This is a genomic window from Actinomycetospora chibensis (assembly GCF_028737215.1).
GTDB lineage: Bacteria > Actinomycetota > Actinomycetes > Mycobacteriales > Pseudonocardiaceae > Actinomycetospora > Actinomycetospora chibensis.
On the sequence record NZ_JAQZAM010000001.1, the window covers coordinates 153583 to 177043 of the forward strand.

Sequence of the window (23461 nt, forward strand, 5' to 3'; positions counted from 1 at the left end):
CGCAGGGCGAAGGCGGCCCTCGGTGGCGATGCGCACCGGCCCGGACGGAATAGGTCGCTCACGACCGGTTCAGACGAGCCGGGATAACGTGCGCAGGTGATCAGCCGCCCGCTCCGGGCCCTCGGAGTCCTGTTCGCCGTCCTGCTCGTCGGGGCCGCAACGGTGGCCGCAGCCCCCGCGCCCGGCGGCTCGGTGCGCAGCGAGGACCTGCGCATCGACGTCCTCGACGGCCCGGCGCGCGACCAGCCGCAGAGCCTCGACGCCACTCTCTGGCTGCCGGCGACCTCCGGTCCGGCACCCGCGGTGCTCGTGGCGCACGGCTTCGGCGGCAGCAAGGACTCGGTCGCCGACGAGGCGCGCACCTGGGCGGAGCGCGGCTACGTCGCCCTCGCCTGGTCGGCGCGCGGTTTCGGCGAGAGCACCGGGCAGATCGCCCTGAACTCCCCGGAGTACGAGGTCACCGACGCCCGCCAGCTCGTCGACCGGCTCGCCGCCCGGCCCGAGGTCCGCCAGGACGGACCCGGCGACCCGCGGGTGGGCGTCACGGGCGCGTCGTACGGCGGGGCGCTGTCGCTGCTGCTCGCCGGCGCGGACCCGCGCATCGACGCGACGATCCCGGTCATCACCTGGAACGACCTCGGGCAGTCACTCTTCCCCAACCGTGCCGGCCCCGACCCCGCCACGACGCCCGCGGCCAGCGCCGCCGCCCCCGACGGGGTGTTCAAGCGGGCCTGGTCGGCGCTGTTCTTCGGCAGCGGCTCGCGTCCCGCACCGGGCCAGGAGCAGGCCCCGCCGCAGGTCTGCGGACGCTTCGTCCCCGAGGTGTGCGCTGGGTACGTCGCCGCCATCACCACCGGGCGCGAGCCCGCCCAGCTCGCGTCGTTCTTCGACCGGGCCTCGCCCGCGAGCGTGGCCGGCCGCATCACGGCGCCGACCCTGCTCGTCCAGGGCGAGCAGGACACGCTCTTCGGACTCGACCAGGCCGACGCCACCGCCCGCCAGATCGCCGCCGGCGGGGGCACCGTCGCGGTCAGCTGGTTCGCCGGCGGGCACGACGGCGGTGAGCCCGACCAGCGCACCACCGACCGGATGCAGGCCTGGTTCGACCACCACCTCGCCGGGACCGGCGCCGACCCCGGCGCGGCGTTCACCTACGTGGTCCCGTCCGGCGTGCAGGCCCGCCGGGCGCCCACGCAGCGCACGATCACGGCGAGCGTCTACCCCGGCCTCGACGGCGGGCCGGGCACCGTCCGCACGCCGCTGCCGCTGCGTGGCGAGGCGCAGGACGTCGTGGCGCCGGCCGGCGGGGCGCCGTCCGCGATCTCCTCGGTGCCGGGCCTCGCGGGCCTGGCCGGGGGCGGCGGCTCGGGAGGGGGCTCCGGGGACGGCTCCGGGGACGACGAGGAGGACGACGGCGGCAGCTCCGGCGGCGGTGGCGGCGCCGGCGGCGGGGGTGGCGGGGCCTCGGCCGTGCTGGGCCGGCTCGCCAACGACCTCCCGGGCCAGTCCGCGCGGTTCTCCACCGACCCGCTGCCCGCCCGCACGGTGGTCGCCGGCACGCCGGAGGTCCGGCTCACGGTGGCGTCGGTGCCGGGCGCGGTCGCCGGCGAGCCGGTGCTCTTCGCGAAGGTCTACGACGTCGCGGCCGGGGACGGCGCGCCCGGCACCCGCACGCTGCTGGGCAGCGCGGTCTCGCCGATGCGCCTGCCCGTCACCGGACCGACGCCGACCGAGGTGTCGGTGAGCCTCCCCGCCGTGGTGGCGACGCTCGCCGCCGGCCACCGCCTCGAGGTCGTCGTCTCGACCACCGACCAGGCCTACGCCGCCGCGACCGCCCCCGCGGTGCACCGGATCGGCCTGGCCGGCGCCCCGGGATCGGCCACGCTCTCGGTCCCCTCGGTGCCCGGCGACGTCCGCAGCGGGACCTCGGTGCCGATCGCCCCGCTCGTCGCGGCGGGCGTACTGCTGCTCGGCGTGCTCGTCGCCTGGCTCGTCGCGCGGGTCCTCGCGGTCCGCCGCCGTCGTCGTGACCTCGAGCCCGGCGGCACGCTCGCCCTCGAGGAGACCCTCGCCGACACCCCGCTCGTCGTCCGCGGGCTCTCGAAGTCCTGGCCCAGCGGGCTCGTGGCCGTCGACGACGTCTCGTTCACCGTCGAGCGCGGCCAGGTCCTCGGCCTGCTCGGGCCCAACGGCGCCGGCAAGACGACGACGCTGCGCATGCTGCTCGGGCTCATCGCCCCGACGGCGGGCGAGCTGCGCGTCTTCGGACGGCGCGTCGTCGCGGGGGCGCCGGTGCTCGGGCGCGTCGGCGCCTTCGTCGAGGGCGCCGGGTTCCTGCCGCACCTCACGGGGCGGGACAACCTCGAGCTCTACTGGGCGGCCACCGGGCGCCCGCGCGACGAGGCGCACCTCGAGGACGCCCTGGAGATCGCCGGTCTGGGTGCCGCCGTCGACCGCACGGTGCGCACCTACAGCCAGGGCATGCGCCAGCGCCTCGCGATCGCCCAGGCGATGCTCGGCCTGCCCGACCTGCTCGTGCTCGACGAACCCACCAACGGCCTCGATCCACCCCAGATCCACGCGATGCGCGAGGTGCTGCGGTCGTATGCCCGCGCCTCCGAGGGACGCACGGTCCTGGTCTCGAGCCACCTGTTGGCCGAGGTCGAGCAGACCTGCGACCACGTCGTCGTCATGCACCGCGGCCGTGTCGTCGCCACCGGGGAGGTGGCCGAGCTCGTCGCGAACGGGCAGGTCGCGGTGTCCGTCACCCCGAACAGGCGCGACGAGGCCGTCTCGGTCCTGCGCGGGCGCAACGGCGTGCGCGACGTCGCGGCGGACCCGGGTGACGCCGACGTGGTCCTCGTCGACCTCGGCGACGTCGACCGCGCCACCGTCGTCCGCACGCTGGTGGAGGCCGGCTTCGACGTGCGCGGCGTCGGGCCCCGGCGCCGCCTCGAGGACGCGTTCCTCGCGCTGATCGGTGAGGAGGTGCCCCGCTCGTGACCACCACCGTGGACGGGTCCCGCACGCTGCCCGTGCGCGTCGAGCTGACCCGGCAGTGGCGGCGGCGGCGCACGCAGGTGACGCTCGCGCTCTTCGCGCTGCTGCCGGTGATCCTCTGGATCGCCTTCTCCGTGGGCGATGCGCCCGACCAGGGCGCGGCGGCGACCAGCCTCACCGACCTCGCGCAGGCGTCGGGTGTGAACTTCGCGGTCTTCGCGCTGTTCTCCTCGGCGAGCTTCCTGTTCGTGGTGGTCGTGGCGCTGTTCTTCGGCGACACCGTCGCCAGCGAGGCATCGTGGTCGTCCCTGCGCTACCTGCTGGCGATCCCCGTGCCCCGGGTGCGCCTGCTGCGCCAGAAGGCGATCGTGGCCGCGCTGCTCTCGCTGGCGACGCTGCTCGTGCTGCCGCTGGTGGCCGTGGTGCTCGGCACCCTGGTGTACGGGGCGGGCGACTACCTCTCCCCCACCGGCGAGTCGCTGCCCTACGGCGCGGCGCTCGTGCGCATCGCCCTCGCCGTCGCCTACCTGGCGATCCACCTGCTCTGGGTGGCCGGCGTCGCCTCGCTGCTCTCGGTGGTCACCGACGCCCCGCTCGGCGCCGTCGGCGGCGCGGTGCTGGTGTCGATCCTGTCCCAGATCCTCGACACGGTCGACGCGCTGGGCTCGATCCGCAACCTCCTGCCCACCCATGACGTGTTCGCCTTCGCCGACCTGCTCACCCTCGACGTCGACGGCACCGACCTCGCCCGCGGCGTGCTCTCCGGCCTGGTCTGGTGCATCGCCTTCGGCGCCACGGCCGTCTGGTGGTTCCGCCGCAAGGACATCACCAGCTAGCCCGACCGGCGCACGGGCGTGCCAGCGTGGGGGCCACGCTGGCGTTCGGCGTCAGAAAATCCCCGACCTTCCCGACCCGTTCGAGACTTCGACCGGCGAGCTGCCGACCGGCGTCCACGGACCTCAGCCCGTGACCTCGATCGTCAACGGCCCCTCGGCGTCGGGCGCGTCGATGGTCGCCTTGCCGCCCGGGCGCAGGGCGCCGGCCACGATGCGCTTGGACAGCGCGCGGTCGACCTCGCGGGTGACGACGCGGCGCATCGGGCGGGCCCCCAGCGCCGGGTCGTGCCCGCGCACGACGAGGGCGTCGACGGCGGCGGGCGTCACCTCCAGCGACACCTCCTGCGCCGCCAGACGCTCGCGCGTGCCGTCCAGCAGGAGCTCCACCACCCGGCGTCGGGCCTCCGGGTCGAGCGGGGTGAACAGCACGACCTCGTCGACCCGGCCGAGGAACTCCGGGCGCAGCGCCCGGGCGAGCGCGGAGAGCACCGCCGACCGCGCCTCGTCGGGGTCACGACCCTCGGTCAGCGCGCTCGCGCCGAGGTTACTGGTGAGGATGACGACGGCGTCGGCGAACGAGACCGTGCGCCCGCGCCCGTCGGTCAGCCGGCCCGCGTCCAGCACCCCGAGCAGCAGCGCCAGCACGTCCGGGTGTGCCTTCTCGATCTCGTCGAGGAGCACCACGCACGACGGCGTGCGGCGGATCGCCTCGGTGAGCTCGCCGGGGCGGTCGTGGCCGATGTAGCCGGGCGGCGCCCCGGTGAGGCGGGCGACGGTGTGGGCCTCGCGGAACTCGCCGAGGTCGAGGCGCACGAGGCGCTCGTCGGAGCCGTGCAGGGCCTCGGCCAGGGCGCGGGCGAGCTCGGTCTTGCCGACCCCGGTCGGCCCCGCGAACAGGAACGACGCCACCGGTCGTCCCGGCGCGCCCATCCCCGCGCGTCCGGCGAGCACGGCGTCGGTGACGGCATCGAGCGCGTGGTCCTGGCCGACGACGCGCCGCCGCAGGTGGTCGGCGAGGCCGAGCAGGCGGGTCCGCTCGGAGTCGGTGAGGTGGGCGACGGGCAGGCCGGTGCGGTCGGCGACCACCTGGGCGATGTCGGAGACCGAGACCGTCCCCGAGGCGCCCGGGTCCTCCGCGCGCCGCAGCCGCACCCGGGCCGCGGCGGTGTCGAGGGCGTCGATGGCCTTGTCGGGCAGGAAGCGGTCGCGCACGTGGCGGGCGGTGAGCTCGACCGCGGCGCGGCGCGTGTCCTCGGGCAGGCGCACGCCGTGGTGGTCCTCGTAGCGGCCCTTGAGGCCGTCGAGGATCGCCACGGTCTGCTCGATCGTCGGCTCGTCGACGGTGATCGGGGCGAAACGGCGCTCCAGCGCCTGGTCGGACTCGACGTGGCGGCGGTACTCCTCGAGCGTCGTCGCACCGACGACCTGCAGCTCGCCCCGCGCCAGCGCCGGCTTCAGGATGTCCGCGGCGTCCATCGTCCCCTCGACGCCCGCGCCCGCCCCGACGACGGTGTGCAGCTCGTCGAGGAACAGCACGACGCCGCGGTCGGTGGCGGTGACCTCGTCGACGAGGCGTCGCAGCCGCTCCTCGAACTCCCCGCGGTACTTGGTGCCGGCGACGAGCCCGGCGAGGTCGATGGCCACCACGCGCCGTCCCGACGGCCCGGGCACCGTGCCGGCGGCGATGCGCGCGGCGATGCCCTCGACGATCGCGGTCTTGCCGACGCCCGGGTCGCCGACGAGCACCGGATTGTTCTTGGTGCGCCGACCCAGGATCTCGAGGACGGCGGCGACCTCCCGCTCACGTCCGACCACCGGGTCGAGCCGCCCCGCGCGGGCCTCGGCCGTGAGGTCGCGCCCGAAGCGGTCGAGCACCGGGGTGCGGGTGTCACCGCGGGGACGACCGCGCGGCGGCTCGTCCCGGCCGTCCCGCCCGTCGGGGGCACTCAGATCACCGAAGCCCTCGACGAGCTTGCCGATCAGGTCCTCGAGGGGGTTGGACCACTCCCCGGGACGGTCGGGCCCGCGGCGGGCGTCGTCGCTCACCGCTCCATCATGCGCCTACCGCGGGAGTCGGCAGCGCGAGTCAGCAGGTGGGCTCGACCGACAGGACGCCCGGCAGGGTGCGGACGCGGTCGGCGAACTCGGCGCACTCCGCACTGGTCAGCGCGACAGTGCACTGGATGCACGAGCAGCTGACGCCCTCGTGGACGTCGACCGAGAAGTCGGGGACGCGGTAGCCGAACGAGCAGAGCGCCGACGCGAGGTCCATGACGCCGGGCATCCCGCCCGTGGTGAGGATCGTGAAGGGGCGCGGCAGGCGGGAGGCGCGACGCGGGGCGGCGGTGAACGCCGTGGTGGCGGGCTGCTCGAGCGTGGTCACGGCAGTAGCTCCAGGGATCCGTGGGAGAGGTGGATCCGAGCCAGGTCTCGGCAGACCGCTCACCGGTCGTGAGCGGTGGTGCGCGCCGGGGCCCTGGCTACCCGGCGCGCCGAAGTACTACCTCGAGACGCTTCGCCTGCATGGCGGTGATGTTACCCCCGCCACTCCCGCCGCGTCGAACCGACCCGCCCGTCGGGTTCAGACCATGACGATCCCGCCGTCGATCATCACCGCCTGCCCGGTCATGTAGTCCGCGTCGCGGCTCGCGAGGTAGGAGACGAACGACGCGACGTCCTCGGGCGTCTGCACCCGGCCGAGCGCGATGAGCTGCGAGTACTGCGCGAGCGCCTCGCCCTTGCCGGTGCCGAGGTAGCCGCCGAGGCCCTCGTCGATCTCGTCCCACATCGTGGTGCCGACGATGCCCGGGCAGTAGGCGTTGACGGTGATCTGGTGCGGCGCCAGCTCCTTGGCCGACGCCTGCGTCAGCGCCCGCACCGCGAACTTCGACGCCGAGTAGTGCCCGAGGTGGTCGAAGCCCTGGTGCCCGGCGATCGACGCCGCGTTGATGATCTTTCCGCCGTGGCCCTGCTCGATCATCGCCTCGGCGGCGGCCTGCAGACACCACAGCACGCCGCCGACGTTGATCGACAGCATCCGCTGCAGGTCCTCCGGCGAGACCTCCAGCAGCTTCTTGACCTGCGCGATCCCCGCGTTGGCGACCATGACGTCGATCGACCCGAAGACCTCGCGGGTGGCGGCCACGAGCGCCTGGCACGCGTCACGGTCGGCGACATCGGTGACGGTCGACGCGGCCTGCCCGCCCTTGTCGGTGATCTCCTGCGCGACCTCGGCCGCGGTCGTCGCGTCGATGTCGGACACCATCACGGCCAGCCCGTCGGAGGCGAGCCGGCGGGCGATGGCCGCGCCGATCCCCCGTCCGGCGCCGGTGACGACGGCGACGCGGGTCCCTGCGGCGGTCACGGGTGCACCAGAATCTTCACGTTGGTCTCCTTGTGGTCGATGAGCTCGCGGAAGCCCTGGTCGACGATGTCGGCGAGGGCGATGCGGCCGGTGATGAACTGGTCGACGTCGACGACGCCGTCACGGATGAGGTCGATGACCTCGGGGTGCCGCCCGGCGTAGGCCAGCGACCCGATGAGCCGGATCTCGGAGAACACCAGCGAGTTGACGTCGAAGGTCGCCGGGTGGCCCCAGATCGAGACGTTGATGCAGGTCCCGCCCGGGCGGGTGGACGCGACGGCCTGCGCGAGGACCGGATCGAGGCCGGCGCACTCGAACGTCACGTCCGCGCCCGCGCCGTCGGTGAGCTCGCGGATCGCCTCGGGCACGTCGACCTCGGTCGGGTCGAGGACGTGGTCGGCCCCCGCGCCCGGTGCCTTGGCCTTGCGGGCGTCGGCGGGCTCGACCACGACGATCTGACCGGCGCCCGCCGCCCGCAGCGCGGCCGCGGTGACCAGCCCGATCGGACCGGAGCCGAAGACCGCGGCGGTCTGCCCCTTCTCGATCCCCGAGAGCTTGGTGGCGTGGTAGCCGACGGCCAGGGGCTCGACGAGCGCGCCCTGTTCGGCGGTGAGACCGGCGATCGGGTGCACCCACCGCTGGTCGATCACCATCTTCTCGGCGAAGCCGCCCTGATCGCCGTCGAGGCCGACGAACCCGAGCTGGCGGCAGACGTTGTAGCGCCCGGCCCGGCAGGCCACGCACGTCCCGCACACGTCGTAGGGCTCGACGACGACCCGGTCGCCCTCGGACACGCCCGTGACGCCCTCGCCCACACCCGAGACGAGGCCGGAGAACTCGTGGCCCAGCGTGATCGGGATGGCCCCGCCGGTCAGCGGGTGCGGGGACTGCGGCGTCGGCGTGAAGATCGGCCCGTCGAGGTACTCGTGCAGGTCGGTGCCGCAGATGCCGCACCACTCGACGGCGACCTGTACCTGCCCGGGCCCGGGCCGGGGTTCCGGGACGTCCTCCACGCGGACGTCACCGCGACCGTGGAAGCGAGCGGCCTTCATGGGTCCTCCTGGGGTGGGCGAAGCCCCATCCCACGGGAGTGACCCCGATCACGGCCAGGGTTGCAACGGTGTTGCGTTCCCGGGGCCGAAGAGGCGCGCCTCGTCCTGCGGCGTCGGCGCGAGCACCTCGACGCCGGGGGCGATCCGGTACGGGCGGGCGGCGATGAGCCCGCCGAGCACGCGCCGCAGCCGCGAGAGCTCGGCGCGGACGGTGACGAGGTGGGCGCCGTCGTCGTAGAGGACGCGGCTGATCGCCGCAGCGTCCATCCCGTGACTCCCGGCACGCATGAGCAGCGCGAGGATCTGAAGGTGGCGGCGGCTCAGGGCGTGGCGCCACACCTCGGTGCCCTCGACCACCGCGCCCGCGGGCTCGGCGTCGAGATCGAGACGCAGGCGCGTCCGGCCCGGTCCGGCGGCGTCGGACGGGCGCAGCAGCCAGCCGCCGGGGACGCGGTCGGGCAGGCAGGCGCCCAGACCGTGGACGAGCATCGCCTCGCCCGCCCGGGGCACGCCGACGCGCTCGCGCGGGGCGAGTCCGGTCGCCGCGGCGACCCAGCCGTGGTCGTCGACGACGAGCGCGGGCCCGGCGGTGCGCGCGAGCATCGGGGCCGCGACGGCCCGGAGGCCCTCGAGGCGGGACTCGTGCGCGCCCCACAGGCCGGTCTCGGCGAGGCGCACTGCGGTGTGCACCAGGGCCACCGTCGTCGGGTGCACGGTCGGCGCCGGCCCGGAGAGGTCGACGACGCCGAGCATCTCCCCGGTGCGCGGGTCGTGGATGGGGCTGGCCGTGCAGGTCCACGGATGCTGGGCGCGCACGAAGTGCTCGGCGGAGAACAGCTGCACGGACGCGTGCTCGGCCAGCGCGGTGCCGATGGCGTTCGTGCCGACGGAGGCCTCGGTCCAGTCCGCGCCCGGCATGAAGCCGAGGGAGTCGGCGAGCCGGCCGACCCGTACCGCGCCCTCACGCCAGAGCACGAAGCCGTCGGCGGCGGTGACGACCATGATGTGCTCGGCGTCCTCGGCGACCGCCGTGAGGCTCGCCCGCAGCTGGGGCAGCACGCTCGCGATGGGCGATTCGGCCCGACGCCGTTCGACGACGTCCGGCGCGGCCGGGTCCTCGAGGGACCGCCCGTCGGGGGCGACGCCGTAGGAGAGCACGCGGTCCCAGGAGCGGGTCACCACCCGGCGCAGCGGCGTCGTGGGCCGGGTGCCCTGCAGGCGCGCGTCGTGGGCCTGGTGGAGCAGGCGGGCGTGCTGACGCAGGTCGGTGCTGCGCGTGACCGCGCAGACCCCGTCGTCCGCCCCGTCCGCTCGCACCACGCGCGACCGCCCTCCCCGCCCGCCCCACCTCGGGCAGGCCCTCCTTCCGCACTCTAGGCAGGGTGTGTGAGGGGCGCCATAGACCAGCCGTCCTTCCCCGCCCGCGGAACCTCCCGGCGAGGCGGACCGCACCTGTCCGCCATCGATGCGAGCCTGCCGGCATGAGCCGCGACATCCAGGTCACCGTCGACTGCGCCGACCCGGGAAAGCTGGCGACGTTCTGGGCCGAGGCGCTCGGGTACCGCGTCCAGGACCCGCCCGAGGGCTTCGCCACCTGGGACGACGCCCTCGAGGCGTTCGGCGTCCCGCCCGAGCACCGCAACGACGCCTCGGCGGTCAACGACCCCGAGGGCTCGGGTCCGCGGGTGTTCTTCCAGAAGGTGCCCGAGGGCAAGCAGGTCAAGAACCGCGTGCACCTCGACCTGCGGGCGGCGCCCGGACTCGAGGGCGAGGAGCGCATGGCGGCCCTGGAGGCGGAGGCCGCGCGTCTCGTCGGGCACGGCGCCACCCGCCTCGCCCGCCACGAACCCTCGCCGCCGCTGCAGGGCGGGCACATCATCCTGGCCGACCCGGAGGGCAACGAGTTCTGCCTCGACTGACACCGGGCATCCCGCCGGAGTGACCGAGCCGCTGGATCTCTTCCCCGACGAGGCCGCCGAGGCCACCCCGGCCCCGGACCTCGAGACGCTGCGCGAGCGCGCCGCCGCGTGCACCGCCTGCGAGCTGCACCACGACACCACCGGGACGGTCTTCGGCTCCGGTCCCCCGCAGGCGCGACTGGTGATGGTCGGCGAGCAGCCCGGTGACCAGGAGGACCGTCAGGGCGCGCCGTTCGTCGGACCGGCGGGACGCCTCCTCGACGAGGCCCTCGAGAGCGCCGGTATCGCCCGCGACGACGCGTACGTCACCAACGCCGTCAAGCACTTCAACTTCCGCTATCAAGGCAAGCGGCGCATCCACGAGACACCGAAGGCCGGCCACATCAAGGCCTGCCGGCCGTGGCTCGACGCCGAGCTGGCGCTCGTGCGCCCCCAGGTGCTGCTGACCCTCGGCGCCACCGCGGGCAAGGCCCTGCTCGGCTCGTCGTTCCGCATCACCGCCGAGCGCGGCGAGCCCCGCCCGTGGAACGACCTGACCCTGGTGCCGACGATCCACCCGTCGGCGATCCTGCGCGCCGACCCCGGCCGCGGGCAGGACCGCGACGAGATGATGGAGGGCTTCGTCGCCGACCTGCGCCGGGCGGGCGAGCTGCTGCACGCCTGACGACACCGCCTGACTACAACGGCAGCCCCAGGCCCCGGGCGATGAGCATGCGCTGGACCTCCGACGTGCCCTCGCCGATCGTGAGGATGCGGGCGTCCTGGTAGTGCCGGGTGACGGCGGTGTCCTGCATGAAGCCGTAGCCGCCCGCGACCTCGGTCGCCAGGTACGCCGCCTTGTTCGCCGCCTCCGAGGCCACGAGCTTCGCGGTGGCGGCCTCCTTCGCGATCGGCCGGCCGTGGTCGTACTTCCACGCTCCGTCGTAGGTCATCACACGCGCGGTGGCGGCCAGCGCGGCGATGTCGGCGACCTGGAAGGCCACCCCCTGATGACCCCCCAGCGGCGTGCCGAACGAGGTGCGGTCGGCGACGAAGCGCCGGGTGTCGTCCAGACAGCCGAGGGCGAGCCCCGTGCTCATCGCGGCGATCGGGAACCGGGCCCAGGTGAGGAACCCGAGTGCCTCGCGGTACCCGCGGCCCTCCTCGCCGAGCAGGGCGGAGCCCGGGACCCGGACCTCGTCGAAGAAGAGCGGGTGGGTGTCGGACGACCGCCACCCGAGCTTCGCGTAGGGCGCGCCGACGGTGACGCCGGGTGCGTCGAGCGGCACGAGGAACGCCGAGACCGGACGCCGGGACCGGCCGTTCGCGCCCGGCGCGGCGTCGCCCGTGGCGGCGAAGAGGATGACGTAGCGGGAGAACGGGGTGCCCGAGTTCGTGATGAACTGCTTCGACCCGGAGATCACCCAGTCGCCGCCGTCGCGGCGCGCCGTCGTGGCGATGTTGCCGGCGTCGGAGCCGCCGGTGGGCTCGGTGAGCCCGAAGGACACGAAGGTCTCCCCGGTGCAGGCCCCGGGCAGCACCTCGGCCAGCAGGTCCTCGCGGCCGGCGGCGAGGTGGGCGAGCAGGGCGATGCTGATGGCCTGGACGTGGACGGTCACGGACAGGGAGGAGTCGACCCGGGCGAGCTCCTCGGCGGTGAGGCAGAGCGTGCGCAGGTCGGCGCCACCGCCGCCGTACCGCTCGTCGGCGAGCAGCCCGTAGGCGCCGAGCCGGCCGGCCGCGCGGGCGAGGTCGGCGTCGAAGACCCCCGCGATGCTGCGCTCCGCCGCGCCCGGGGCGACCTCGCGCTCGCAGAACCCCCGCAAGGTCGACTGCCACTCCCGGTGGTGGTCCTCGAGCGCCCAGGGCACCCCGTAGTCCTGGTCGTCGAGCGTGTCGGGCTCGAGCTCGGGGTCGATACCGCTGGGACGGTCGGACGTCTGTGTCATCGCGGGCTCCTGGTCGTGGAGGTCAGGCGCCGGCCACCCGACTGGCCTGCCCCGCCCAGTGCGGTTCGCGCAGGGCCTTGCGCAGCAGCTTGCCGACGACGTTCTTGGGCAGGGGGTCGTGGGTGAACTCGACGGCACCGGGCTTCTTGTAGGAGCCCAGGGCTCCGCGCACGAGCTCGGTGATCTCCGCGGCGGTGACGGTCGCGTCGGGCGCCACGCGGCAGACGGCCATCGGGGTCTCGCCCCAGCGCTCGTCCGGCACCGCGAACACGGCCACCTCGACGATCTCGGGGTGGTCGGCGATCGCGGACTCGAGCTCGGCGGGCCAGATGTTGAAGCCGCCGGAGACGATCATGTCGTCCGCCCGGTCGAGGACGTAGACGTAGCCGTTCCCGTCGATCCGACCGATGTCCCGGGTGCGGACCCACCCGTCGACGAGGCGGGTCGCGGTCAGCTCGTCGTCGTCCCAGAAGCCGCGCATCTGGCCCTCGACCTGCGCCCAGAGCTCGCCCTCCGCGCCGAGGGGCAGCACGGTGCCCTCCTCGTCACGGACCTCGATCCGCGCGAACGGCAGGACCTTGCCCGCGGCCCGCAGCGGGGACGACCCGGGGACGTCGGAGAACCACTCCTGCGGGGTCATCACGGTCAGCGGGACGGCCTCGGTCTGGCCGAACACCTGGTGCAGGACGTCGCCGAACGCCGCCCGTCCGGCCAACGCGGTGGCGTCGGTGATCGGCGCCCCGCCGACCAGCAGGCACTCCAGCGCCCCGAGGTCACGTCCGGCCCGCGAGGGATCGCCGGTGAGCATCTGCACCATCGAGGGCGGCGCGAACATGTGCGTGACGCGGTGGCGCTCCATCATCGCGAGCACCTTGGCGGGCTCGAACGCCCCGAAGAGCAGGTTGGCGCTGCCGTGCAGCCACGCCGGCAGGAACAGGTACCCCGACGCGTGCGAGATCGGCCCGGCGTGGCCGACGACGCTGTGAGTCTGCAGGTTCGGCAGGCGGTAGTACCAGTTGCGGCAGTTCACGAGCCAGTCGTGCTGGGTGTAGCCGACGCCCTTGGGTCGGCCGGTCGTGCCCGCGGAGTGCCGGATGACGTACCAGTCGTCGGCCCCGACCCGGGTCTCCGGATCGACGGCCGACTGCGCCGCCAGCCACTCCTCGTAGCCCTCGCCCCGCACGAGCAGGTGCTCCAGGCCGGCCGCGCCGTCGGTGGGGTCGTCGAGACCCTTGACCTCGTCGGCGTGCGTCGCGTCGACGACCAGCACCCGGGTCTGCGTCTGCTCGATCATCTGCTGGTGCGCCCGGCGGGCGTTGCGCGCGTAGAGCGGGACGCGGACCGCCCCGGCGATCGCGGCACCGAGGAACAGGTCCGCCGCGCCCAGGTCGTTGTCCTCGACGCTCGCGACGCGGTCGCCCGGCCGGACCCCGAGCGCCCGCAGCCCGTTGGCGGTGCGCACCCCTCGGTCCCAGGCCTCGCCGAACGTCAGGCTCCGGCTGTCGGTGACGAGGGCCGTGCGGTCACGGTGCAGCGCCATGGCCTGGCGCATCAGGCTGGGCACGTCCACGGGCCGCTCCTCGTCGTCCGACCGGGTCCGACGCGGCGGACGTTAGGGGGAGCGTCCTGCCCCCACTACCCACGAACGAGGGGACGCCTCAGGGCAGCAGGCCGCCCGCGCGGGCCCGGTGGACGGCCTCCCCCCGCGTCCGGCTGCCCAACTTGGCCATCGCGGACTTGAGGTAGGACTTGACCGTCTCGACGGTGAGCCCGAGGCGCGCACCGACCTCGCCGTTCGCGTGGCCCACCGCCACGAGGGCGAGGACGTCGAGCTCCCGGGCCGAGAGGTGCACCGCCGGCGGGGACGCCACCCCGGGCTGGTGCAGCCGCGAGGCGAGGACGTCGAGCCGGGACCGGGCGGCCGGGTCGGTGGTGCCCGCGCGCGCCGAGCGGAGGACGGCGTGCAGCTCCCGGGCCTCCTCGCGGGAGAGCAGGACGTCGCACCCGTCGGGTTCCGGCGCGGCGTGGGGTCTCGACGGGGCCGGCCGGACGGCGGCCCGCACCGTCGCGGCCATGCGGGCGAGGAACCGCTCGCCGAACTCGACCGGGCGCCGCATCGCGCCGTACACGGCGCCGTGGAGCGTGCCGTCGACCCGGACGGGCAGCGCGAAGACCGCGCGCAGTCCCTCGGCCGACACGGCCTGGTCGAACTGGTGGGTGATGCCCGGGGCGCGGGCGTAGTCGGCGACGGCGAGGGGCCGCTCGACCGCCAGGACCTTGCCGCCGAGCCCCTGCCCGACGGCGGTGACCAGGCCGTCCATGCTCCCGGCGCGCGCGCCGCTCATGTGCCCGAGGCGGAAGGTGCCGTCCCGGGCGTCGAGCGACGCGGCGAACGCCATGTCGAGGGTCTCGACCTCCGCCAGCGCCCGCACGGCGCTCGCGAGGGGTGGGCTCGCCGCGGGACCGGGCACGGCGGGGACAGCAGCCACACACACCTCCCCGAGCCCGGACCGGGCACATCGATGCTAGGTCATCGATGTGGTCCCGGTCACGAAGCCGGCGCCGGTGCTCAGCTGACCCCGGCCGCGTCCATCCCCCGCATCTCCTTCTTGAGATCGGCGATCTCGTCACGCAGGCGTCCGGCCAGCTCGAACTGCAGGTCGCGCGCCGCCGCCATCATCTGGTCGGTGAGCTGCTGGATGAGGTCGGCCAGCTCCGCGCGCGCCATGCCCTCGGTGCTGCGGTGCTCGACGATGCCCGAGCTGCCGCGGCCGCCGGCCTCGCCCGCCGCGCGCCGGCCGCGGGAGCTGTTGCGGGCGGACCCGCCGACCTCCACCGACTCCTCGGTGTCCTCGGCCTCGCGGTACACGCGGTCGAGGATGTCGGCGATGTTCTTGCGCAGCGGCTGGGGATCGACACCGCGCTCGGTGTTGTAGGCGACCTGCTTCTCGCGACGCCGGTTGGTCTCGTCGATCGCGTAGCGCATGGAGTCGGTGATCTTGTCCGCGTACATGTGCACCTGGCCCGACACGTTGCGGGCTGCGCGACCGATCGTCTGGATCAGCGAGCGCTCGCTGCGCAGGAAGCCCTCCTTGTCGGCGTCGAGGATGGCGACCAGCGACACCTCCGGGAGGTCGAGCCCCTCGCGCAGCAGGTTGATCCCGACCAGGACGTCGTACTCCCCCGAGCGCAGCTGGCGCAGCAGCTCGACGCGCCGCAGGGTGTCGACCTCGGAGTGCAGGTAGCGGACCTTGATGCCGAGCTCGAGCAGGTAGTCGGTGAGGTCCTCGGCCATCTTCTTGGTCAGCGTGGTGACCAGGACGCGCTCGTCCTTCTCGACCCGCGTGCGGATCTCGCCGACGAGGTCGTCGATCTGGCCCTTGGTCGGCTTGACCACGACCTCGGGGTCGATCAGGCCGGTGGGGCGGATGACCTGCTCGACGAACTCGCCGCCGGCCATCCGCATCTCGTAGTCGCCCGGGGTCGCCGAGAGGTAGACCGTCTGCCCGATGCGGTCGGCGAACTCCTCCCAGGTCAGCGGCCGGTTGTCGGTGGCCGACGGGAGCCGGAAGCCGTACTCGACGAGGTTGCGCTTGCGGGACATGTCGCCCTCGTACATGCCGCCGATCTGCGGCACGGTCACGTGCGACTCGTCGATGACCAGCAGGAAGTCCTGCGGGAAGTAGTCGATCAGCGTGGCCGGCGCGGTGCCGGGGCCGCGACCGTCGATGTGACGCGAGTAGTTCTCGATGCCGGAGCAGAAGCCGACCTGGCGCATCATCTCGACGTCGTAGCTGGTGCGCATGCGCAGCCGCTGGGCCTCGAGCATCTTGCCCTGGCGCTCGAGCTCGGCCAGGCGCTCCTCCAGCTCGGCCTCGATGGCCTTGATGGCCTTCTCCATGCGCTCGGGCCCCGCGACGTAGTGCGTCGCTGGGAAGATCCGGACGTCGTCGACCTGCCGGACCACGTCGCCGGTGAGCGGGTTGAGGTAGTAGAGCGCCTCGATCTCGTCGCCGAAGAACTCGATGCGGACCGCGAGCTCCTCGTACGCCGGGATGATCTCCACGGTGTCGCCGCGGACCCGGAACGTGCCGCGGGCGAAGGCCATGTCGTTGCGCTGGTACTGCACGTCGACCAGGGCGCGCAGCAGGGTGTCGCGGTCGAGCTCCTCGCCGACGGCCAGCTGCACCGAGCGGTCGAGGTACGACTGCGGCGTGCCGAGGCCGTAGATGCAGGACACCGAGGCGACCACGACGACGTCGCGGCGGCTCAGGAGGTTGGACGTGGCCGAGTGGCGCAGCCGCTCGACGTCCTCGTTGATCGAGGAGTCCTTCTCGATGTAGGTGTCCGTCTGCGCGATGTACGCCTCGGGCTGGTAGTAGTCGTAGTACGAGACGAAGTACTCGACCGCGTTGTTCGGCAGCAGCTCGCGCAGCTCGTTGGCCAGCTGGGCGGCCAGGGTCTTGTTGGGCGCCATCACGAGCGTGGGGCGCTGGACCCGCTCGATGAGCCAGGCCGCGGTGGCCGACTTGCCGGTGCCGGTGGCGCCGAGCAGCACGATGTCGTGCTCCCCGCCCTTCACGCGCTTCTCGAGGTCGTCGATGGCCGCGGGCTGGTCGCCCGCCGGGGAGTACGGGCTGACGACCTCGAACGGCACACCGGTGCGCTCGATCTCGCCCACCGGGCGGTGCTCGGAGTGCGCGAGCGCCTCGTCGGGCAGCCCCTCGGGGTTCTCCCCCTCCCGGGCCGAGCCGGGAACCTCTGTCGCGAAGGCCATGGGATCGAGGTTAACCGCGCCCCCCGACAGCGGGGCCCCGGCTAGGGTCGCCGCTCGTGGGCCTGCACCCTCCGAAGATCGAGACGTTCGACGTCGCCGCCGGCACGAACACCGACCCCAAGGGCTTCGTGCGCGCCGTGGAGGTCTACCGCGAGGAGCCGTTCGGGCTCTACGTCAGCCGTCCGATGGTCGACCATCCGACGCTGACCCACCTGCGGTCGTGGTTGCTGCCCGGGCTGGGCGTCCGGGTCACCGACTTCAGCTGGCGGCCCGGCCACGAGCGCCTGCAGGACCACTACCTCGACATCGTCGACATCACCCGCGACGGGACCACCTGGTGGACCGAGGACCACTACATCGACCTGGTCGTGCACACCGGGGAACGCACCGAGGTGCTCGACCTCGACGAGTTCGCCGAGGCCGTGGCGGCCGGCGTCCTCGACGCGCCGCGGGCGGAGCGCGCCCTGGGGACGAGTCACCGCACGCTCGCCGGCCTGGCGGCTCACGGCCACGACCTCGACCGTTGGCTCGCCGGTCACGAGGTTGCCCTGACGTGGGAGTGATCCCCGTCACGCCGTGAATGACACGTCTGCGATTCGGGTAGGGCCCGCTTCGGGGACCCTCCATCGAGTGTCCTAGGGTCCTGCTCCGTGAGCCCCGTCGTCTCCCGCCGGCTGGTCGAGGTCGTCGACATCCGTAGCGCGACCCGCACCCTCCCCCTCGCCCCGGAAGAGGTCCTCGAACAGGCCCTCGACCGATGGCAGGTCACCGGAGGTGGCCTGCGCACCACGGTCCTGAGCCCCGACGACCCCTTCGTGCTGGCCGAGACATGCTGGTACGTGCCCGAGCACGGCCTGCGCCTGCGGCGACGCCGGCCCCGGCACACCGACGCGGCCGACGTCACCACCGAGATCGGCGCCGTGCGCATCGACGTCGACGACGCGCGGTGGCGCTGCACCGATCTCCTGCTCGGTCTGGAGATCGTGGACGGGCGCCCGGCACGGGTGGCGCACCACGCCGACTTCGCGGCCGCCGTCGCGGGCGGGGTCCTCTCGGCCACCGACGCCGACGAGGCGATGAGCACGGTGCACCGGGTGCTCGGCGAGCTCGGCGAGGCCCGCCACGACCTCGACGCGTGGACGGGGTCGCTGGGGATCGGGTCGCTGACCCGCTACTGATCGCACCAGGCAGACCAGCCTGGAGCCGCCCGGGCCCGGCGAGACCGGTCAGGGCAGCGCGACCTCGGTCCGCACGGCGTCGGGGTCGGTGCGCACGCGCCGCGGGTCCTTGCGGGCGGCGTCGCGCGCCTTGACGATCCCGCGCGCCTGCTTGGCCTGGCGCCGGTCCTTCGCGTCGAGCACGAGGATGCGGGCCGGGCAGCCGGGGTCGGCCGAGCCGTGCCGGCCCGCGTCGACGACGGGGTACCCGGACACCGCGAGCGCCTCGGCGAGCTCGATCCCGGGACGGTCGGCCTCGACGAGGAGGTCGACGACGGCCGGCGCCGGCAGTCCGGGCACGGCGCCCGGACCGACGTGCTCGACGCGGCGCACCGTCTCGCCGCCGGCCACGGCGACGCGGGCGGCCAGCCGCCGGCCGACGGCGGCGCGGTCCTCGGCGGGCGTCACGATGTCGGTCGGCACCTCGACGGCGCGGCGGCGCTCGATGTTCCCGGCGAACGGGACGAGCCGGGAGTGCCACAGACGCTCGACCTGCTCGCGCAGGGCGCCCGCGGGCCCCGCGTTCTCCAGCCACACGTCGGCGGCGGCCCGGCGGGCGGCGTCGTCGGCCTGGGCCGCCATCCGGGCCCGGGCGTCCTCGACGGTCATGCCGCGCGCCTCCACGAGGCGGCTGACGCGGACGTCCACCGGGGCGTCGACGACGAGCACCAGCGCGAACGCCGCCCCCATCCCGTTCTCGACGAGCAGGGGGACGTCGTGCACGACGACGGCGTCCTCGTCGGCCTCGGAGACCAGCTCGGCGGTCCGCCCGCCGATCAGCGGGTGCAGGATCCCGTTCAGCTTCTGCCTCTTGGCGTCGTCGGCGAAGACGATCTGCCCGAGCGCCGGCCGGTCGAGGGCCCCGTCCGCGTCGAGCACGTCCTCCCCGAACGCGGCGACGACCTCGGCGAGCCCGTCGGTACCGGGTTCGACCACCTCCCGGGCGATCGCGTCGGCGTCGATCACCACCGCGCCCAGCTCGGTCAACGTCGCCGCGACCGTCGACTTCCCCGCCCCGATCCCACCGGTGAGTCCCAGCCTCAGCACCCCCGCAGTCTGCACGAGCGGGGGTGGGCGTCACTCGACCCGGGGTCGAGACCGACCGGTGCGTCACTCGTGTCCCAGACGTCACAACGCTATGGTGGCGCCTCACCAGCATCACACGCCTCGGGGAGTTGCCGCCGTGTTCCGTTCGCGCCGCACTGCGGGTTCTCACGGGGGCCGTCATCGCCTCGGCGACCCCGGTCTGGTCTCGTGCCGGGCCATCCCCCAGATCGCGGCCGCCCTCGCGGTGCCCGAGATCGCCCGCCGCGGGCTCGTCGAGCGCCTGCTCGCCGGCTCCCGGCACCTGCGCCCGGCCTTCGAGCGCTCCGCAGCGCGTCCGGCCCCCCGCGCCGCCGTCGCCTGACGCCGCGAGGGCGTCCCTCGCTGCACCCTGAGCAGCCGAGGCGTCCCTCGCTCCCCCCGGGGCGCGCTTCGCCTGACGCCGCGAGGGCGTCCCTCGCCGCGCCCTACGGAGCCGAGGCGTCCCTCGCTCCCCCCGCGCGCGCCTTGGAACGACGACGGGCCCCCACCCCGCGAGGGGTGAGGGCCCGAGGTCGAGCAGGTCTAGCAGCTGATGATCAGCCGCCGGAGAGCTTCTCGCGCAGCGCCGCGAGCTGGGCGTCGCTGGCGAGCGCGCCGCCGCCGCTCTGGGACGGCGGGCCCTGGCCCGGGTCCGAGTCGTCGTCGCGGGCGGCGGGGGCCTCGTCGTCCCCGCCCTCGGACGACGGACCGCCCGAGGAGTAGTTGGCCGGCGCCGCCTCGGCGGCCTCGGCCTCCTGCTCCTGCGTGCGCTGGAGCTGCGCGATGTGCTGCTCGTAGCGGGCGTACGCCGCGGCGTACTGGCGCTCCCACTCCTCGCGCTGGGTGTCGTAGCCCTCGCGCCAGTCGCCCGAGTCGGGGTCGAAGCCCTCGGGGTAGATGTAGTTGCCGGCGTCGTCGTACTCGGCCGCCATGCCGTAGAGCGCCGGGTCGAACTCGGTCTCCGTGGTCATGCCCTCGTTCGCCTGCTTCAGCGAGAGGGAGATGCGGCGACGGTCGAGGTCGATGTCGATGACCTTGACCATGACGTCGTTGCCGACCTGGACGACCTGCTCCGGCACCTCGACGTGGCGCTCGGCCAGCTCCGAGATGTGGACCAGACCCTCGATGCCCTCGTCGACGCGGACGAACGCACCGAACGGCACGAGCTTCGTGACCTTGCCGGGCACGATCTGGCCGATCTGGTGGGTCCGGGCGAACTGGCGCCAGGGGTCCTCCTGCGTCGCCTTGAGCGACAGCGAGACCCGCTCGCGATCCAGGTCGACGTCGAGGACCTCGACCTTGACCTCCTGGCCCACCTCGACGACCTCGGAGGGGTGGTCGATGTGCTTCCAGGACAGCTCGGAGACGTGGACCAGACCGTCGACGCCACCGAGGTCGACGAACGCACCGAAGTTGACGATCGACGAGACCTGGCCGGACCGGATCTGGCCCTTGGCGAGCTGGTTGAGGAACTCGCTGCGCACCGCCGACTGGGTCTGCTCCAGCCACGCACGGCGGGAGAGGACGACGTTGTTGCGGTTCTTGTCCAGCTCGATGATCTTGGCCTCGATCTCCTTGCCCACGTAGGGCTGGAGATCGCGGACGCGGCGCATCTCGACCAGCGAGGCGGGGAGGAAGCCGCGGAGGCCGATGTCGAGGATGAGTCCACCCTTGACGACCTCGATGACGGTGCCCTTGACCGGCTCGTCGTTGTCCTTGAGCTGCTCGATCGTGCCCCACGCGCGCTCGTACTGCGCGCGCTTCTTGGACAGGATCAGCCGGCCCTCCTTGTCCTCCTTCTGGAGGACGAGGGCTTCGACCTCGTCGCCGACGGCGACGACCTCGTTGGGGTCGACATCGTGCTTGATGGACAGCTCGCGCGAGGGGATGACCCCCTCGGTCTTGTAGCCGATGTCGAGCAGGACCTCGTCCCGGTCGACCTTGACGATGGTTCCTTCGACGATGTCGCCATCGTTGAAATACTTGATCGTCTCGTCGATGGCGGCGAGGAAGTCCTCTTCCGACCCGATGTCGTTGATCGCAACCTGGGGGCTGGTCGACTGCGGGGCGGTGTGGGTGTCGATGGACATACGGTGGACGGCTCCGGGAACATGGTCAGATCGAGTGGGCAAGGGCTCCACGGGAGTGGGTCGTCTCTGCGACGCGTGCACCGGTGAAACCCTCGAGCAGGACCGGAGACGAGGACCGCCGCCCACCGCTGCCACAGAGGGGCCACAGAGGGCACGCGGAACAGGGCGAGACCACTGACGTGGACCTTCATCGTAACCACGCCCGACAGGGCCCGGCAATCGGGGCACCTCTCGCTCGCGCTCGGCGTGTCGCAGGGCACCACCACGGCGTGTCGCGCTCCTCGAGGTGTGGCGCCGGGGGGCACGACCCGCGCATCCGGGCGTGTCAGGATGCCCCGGTGGCGCCCCCTCCTTCGTCCGCGCGCGCGGACGGGCCTGCGCGGGGGGTGCCCGAGCAGGGGGTCTCGGCGGAGCAGTTCCTCGGCGCCGCCGGCGTCGCGCGCCGGTCGGTCGGTCCCGCGGAGTCCACCGCGGCCAGCCGCGCGTGGTGGGACGCCGACGCCGACGACTACCAGGACGAGCACGGCGCGTTCCTCGGCGACGACGACTTCGTCTGGTGCCCCGAGCGCCTGCGTGAGCAGGACGCCCGGCTGCTCGGTGCGCCGGACGCGCTGCGCGGCGCCCGGGTGCTCGAGGTCGGCTGCGGCGCGGCGTCGTGCTCGCGCTGGCTCGCCGGCCGCGGCGCCCGCGTCGTCGGTCTCGACCTCTCAGCCGGGATGCTCGCCCACGCGCGGGCCGCGGACCGGCGCACCGGCGCCGTCGTGCCGCTCGTCCAGGCCGACGCCGGGGCCCTCCCCTTCCGGGACGGCTCCCTCGACGCCGCGTTCTCCGCGTTCGGCGCCCTCCCGTTCGTGGCCGACGCGGCGGGGGTGGTGCGCGAGGTCGCCCGCGTGCTGCGGCCCGGGGCGCCCTGGGTGTTCGCCGTCAACCACCCGATGCGCTGGATGTTCCCCGACGACCCGGGCCCGGACGGGCTGACGGTGTCGCAGTCGTACTTCGACCGCACGCCCTACGCCGAGGTGGACGACGCCGACCGCGTCGTCTACGTCGAGCACCACCGCACGTTGGGCGACCGCGTGGCCGACGTCGTGGGCGCCGGCCTCGTCCTCGAGCGCCTCGTCGAACCCGAGTGGCCCGAGGACCTCGACGAGGTGTGGGGCCAGTGGTCGCCGCTGCGCGGGGCCCTCTTCCCCGGCACCGCGATCTTCTGCTGCCGCCGGCCCGGGAGCGCGGTCGCGTGATCGGCCGGTCGCGGGCCACGCCGTCGGGCCGGGCGCCCGAGGTGGTGCTCGACGACCTCCTGCGCGAGCAGCAGTCCCGGTTCGCCGACCTCGACCCCGGCCTCCCGCCCGCGGTGCTCCCGCCGCCCGGCGACGTGATCGTGGTGGCGGGCGAGGGCAGCGAGGCGGCCGGGGTCCTCACCCGCCACAGCTGGCCCGCGGGCAGCGCTCCCCTGCTGTGGTCGGCGGCCGAGGTCACCGAGCTCCACCCCGTCCTGGGTTCCGCGGGCCTGCGCGGCGCGGAGGGCCTGCTCGCCGAGTGGCGCGCCCGCATCCCCGCCCGCGTGCGGCATGCGTCGGACTCGGCGGCCGTGGTCACGTGGCCCAGCCGGGACGTCGTCGCGTCGCGCGCGTTCCTCGACCACGGCCTCGTGCCCCTGGCGGTGCTCGCCGTGCGCCGCCCCGGTCCGCCGGTGCCCCCGCCGTCGCCGGACCCCCACCTGCGGGTCCGTCGCGCCCGCGAGGACGACCTCGACGGGTGCGTCGAGCTGGCCATGCACGAGATCGCGTACTCGAGCCTCGTCGGCGGCAGCGTCATGCGCGCCGAGGCCGAGGCGGTGAAGCGGACCGCGCTGCGCGAGCGCTGGGCGCGCGACGAACCGATCTGGGTCGCCGAGCGCGACGGACGGATGATCGGGCTGCTCGAGTGCGGCTTCACCGACGCCTCGCCGGGCACCTGGCTCGCGGGCCTGCTGCCCGTCGGGCGCTGGGGCTACGTCAACTGCGCCTCGGTGCTGCCCGGACGCCGAGGGCAGGGGGTCGGCCACGCGCTCGTCGCCGCCGCCCTGCCCGGGCTCCAGCCCCCCGGGGCCCGCGGCACCTACCTCTACTACAACCCGCCCAACCCGGTGTCCTCGGTGTTCTGGCCCCGCCACGGCTACCGGCCGCTGTGGACGCTCTGGGAGATCCGGCCCGCGACCGCGTTGCGGTGAT

General features: G+C 74.1%; 20 protein-coding genes. 9 read left to right on the forward strand and 11 right to left on the reverse strand.

Translation table 11 applies throughout. From position 1 onward, the window contains the following. Positions 1–96: 96 nt before the first annotated feature. Positions 97–3003, forward strand: a complete 2907-nt coding sequence (locus PH189_RS00780) for an alpha/beta fold hydrolase (RefSeq protein ID WP_274186822.1) — start codon at positions 97–99, stop codon at positions 3001–3003. Beyond that, positions 3000–3836 carry an ABC transporter permease gene (locus PH189_RS00785; protein WP_274186823.1) on the forward strand — a complete coding sequence of 279 codons (837 nt, stop codon included), beginning with the start codon at positions 3000–3002 and terminating at the stop codon, positions 3834–3836. Before PH189_RS00780 ends, PH189_RS00785 begins: the two co-directional genes overlap by 4 nt. Positions 3837–3959: 123 nt before the next feature. On the opposite strand, the gene PH189_RS00790 is transcribed toward PH189_RS00785, so the two are convergent. From PH189_RS00790 to PH189_RS00810, 5 genes are all read right to left on the reverse strand, one after another. Further along, positions 3960–5882: an ATP-dependent Clp protease ATP-binding subunit gene (locus tag PH189_RS00790; protein WP_274186824.1), complete on the reverse strand. Its 1923-nt coding sequence runs from the start codon at positions 5880–5882 to the stop codon at positions 3960–3962. 40 nt (positions 5883–5922) lie between these two features. After that, a complete protein-coding gene (locus PH189_RS00795) occupies positions 5923–6219 on the reverse strand; it encodes a hypothetical protein (protein WP_274186825.1) in 297 nt (98 codons plus the stop codon). Between the two features lie 198 nt (positions 6220–6417). Beyond that, a complete protein-coding gene (locus tag PH189_RS00800) occupies positions 6418–7200 on the reverse strand; it encodes an acetoin reductase (RefSeq protein ID WP_274186826.1) in 783 nt (260 codons plus the stop codon). After that, positions 7197–8252, reverse strand: coding sequence for a 2,3-butanediol dehydrogenase (locus tag PH189_RS00805; RefSeq protein ID WP_274186827.1), 1056 nt, complete (start codon positions 8250–8252; stop codon positions 7197–7199). The genes PH189_RS00800 and PH189_RS00805 overlap by 4 nt, the downstream gene beginning before the upstream one ends. A gap of 48 nt (positions 8253–8300) precedes the next feature. Beyond that, positions 8301–9572: a GAF domain-containing protein gene (locus PH189_RS00810; protein WP_274186828.1), complete on the reverse strand. Its 1272-nt coding sequence runs from the start codon at positions 9570–9572 to the stop codon at positions 8301–8303. A 161-nt stretch (positions 9573–9733) separates the two neighbouring features. Here PH189_RS00810 and PH189_RS00815 point away from each other — a divergent pair, with 161 nt between their 5' ends. Then, positions 9734–10171, forward strand: coding sequence for a VOC family protein (locus PH189_RS00815; RefSeq protein ID WP_274186829.1), 438 nt, complete (start codon positions 9734–9736; stop codon positions 10169–10171). A 19-nt stretch (positions 10172–10190) separates the two neighbouring features. Continuing rightward, positions 10191–10835, forward strand: coding sequence for a UdgX family uracil-DNA binding protein (locus tag PH189_RS00820; RefSeq protein WP_274186830.1), 645 nt, complete (start codon positions 10191–10193; stop codon positions 10833–10835). A gap of 13 nt (positions 10836–10848) precedes the next feature. Here PH189_RS00820 and PH189_RS00825 read toward each other — a convergent pair whose 3' ends face one another. The 4 genes from PH189_RS00825 to uvrB all read right to left on the reverse strand — a co-directional run bounded on the left by PH189_RS00825 (position 10849) and on the right by uvrB (position 16876). Next, the gene (locus PH189_RS00825) at positions 10849–12099 is read right to left on the reverse strand and encodes an acyl-CoA dehydrogenase family protein (RefSeq protein ID WP_274186831.1); all 1251 of its coding nucleotides are present in this window, start codon (positions 12097–12099) and stop codon (positions 10849–10851) included. 22 nt (positions 12100–12121) lie between these two features. Continuing rightward, entirely contained in the window at positions 12122–13669 is a 1548-nt protein-coding gene (locus tag PH189_RS00830) for a class I adenylate-forming enzyme family protein (protein ID WP_274186832.1), read from the reverse strand. 88 nt (positions 13670–13757) lie between these two features. Further along, positions 13758–14588 carry a LuxR C-terminal-related transcriptional regulator gene (locus tag PH189_RS00835; RefSeq protein WP_274186833.1) on the reverse strand — a complete coding sequence of 277 codons (831 nt, stop codon included), beginning with the start codon at positions 14586–14588 and terminating at the stop codon, positions 13758–13760. 80 nt (positions 14589–14668) lie between these two features. After that, positions 14669–16876: an excinuclease ABC subunit UvrB gene (uvrB, locus tag PH189_RS00840; RefSeq protein ID WP_274186834.1), complete on the reverse strand. Its 2208-nt coding sequence runs from the start codon at positions 16874–16876 to the stop codon at positions 14669–14671. Positions 16877–16932: 56 nt separating this feature from the next. On the opposite strand from uvrB, the gene PH189_RS00845 reads away from it, so the two are divergent. Both PH189_RS00845 and PH189_RS00850 read left to right on the forward strand, forming a co-directional pair. Next, complete coding sequence (locus PH189_RS00845; RefSeq protein ID WP_274186835.1) at positions 16933–17439, forward strand: ribonuclease FAU-1 family protein; 507 nt, start codon at positions 16933–16935, stop codon at positions 17437–17439. A gap of 87 nt (positions 17440–17526) precedes the next feature. Further along, positions 17527–18054: a DUF402 domain-containing protein gene (locus tag PH189_RS00850; protein ID WP_274186836.1), complete on the forward strand. Its 528-nt coding sequence runs from the start codon at positions 17527–17529 to the stop codon at positions 18052–18054. Positions 18055–18102: 48 nt separating this feature from the next. Here PH189_RS00850 and coaE read toward each other — a convergent pair whose 3' ends face one another. Continuing rightward, entirely contained in the window at positions 18103–19140 is a 1038-nt protein-coding gene (gene coaE / locus PH189_RS00855) for a dephospho-CoA kinase (protein ID WP_274186837.1), read from the reverse strand. 136 nt (positions 19141–19276) lie between these two features. Between coaE and PH189_RS00860 the strand changes: the two genes are divergently transcribed. Continuing rightward, complete coding sequence (locus PH189_RS00860) at positions 19277–19501, forward strand: hypothetical protein (RefSeq protein WP_274186838.1); 225 nt, start codon at positions 19277–19279, stop codon at positions 19499–19501. Positions 19502–19715: 214 nt separating this feature from the next. Here PH189_RS00860 and rpsA read toward each other — a convergent pair whose 3' ends face one another. Further along, the gene (gene rpsA / locus PH189_RS00865) at positions 19716–21248 is read right to left on the reverse strand and encodes a 30S ribosomal protein S1 (RefSeq protein WP_274186839.1); all 1533 of its coding nucleotides are present in this window, start codon (positions 21246–21248) and stop codon (positions 19716–19718) included. Between the two features lie 338 nt (positions 21249–21586). Between rpsA and PH189_RS00870 the strand changes: the two genes are divergently transcribed. Both PH189_RS00870 and PH189_RS00875 read left to right on the forward strand, forming a co-directional pair. Beyond that, entirely contained in the window at positions 21587–22489 is a 903-nt protein-coding gene (locus PH189_RS00870; protein WP_378014884.1) for a class I SAM-dependent methyltransferase, read from the forward strand. Next, positions 22486–23460 carry a GNAT family N-acetyltransferase gene (locus PH189_RS00875; RefSeq protein WP_274186840.1) on the forward strand — a complete coding sequence of 325 codons (975 nt, stop codon included), beginning with the start codon at positions 22486–22488 and terminating at the stop codon, positions 23458–23460. The genes PH189_RS00870 and PH189_RS00875 overlap by 4 nt, the downstream gene beginning before the upstream one ends. Position 23461: the final 1 nt, after the last annotated feature.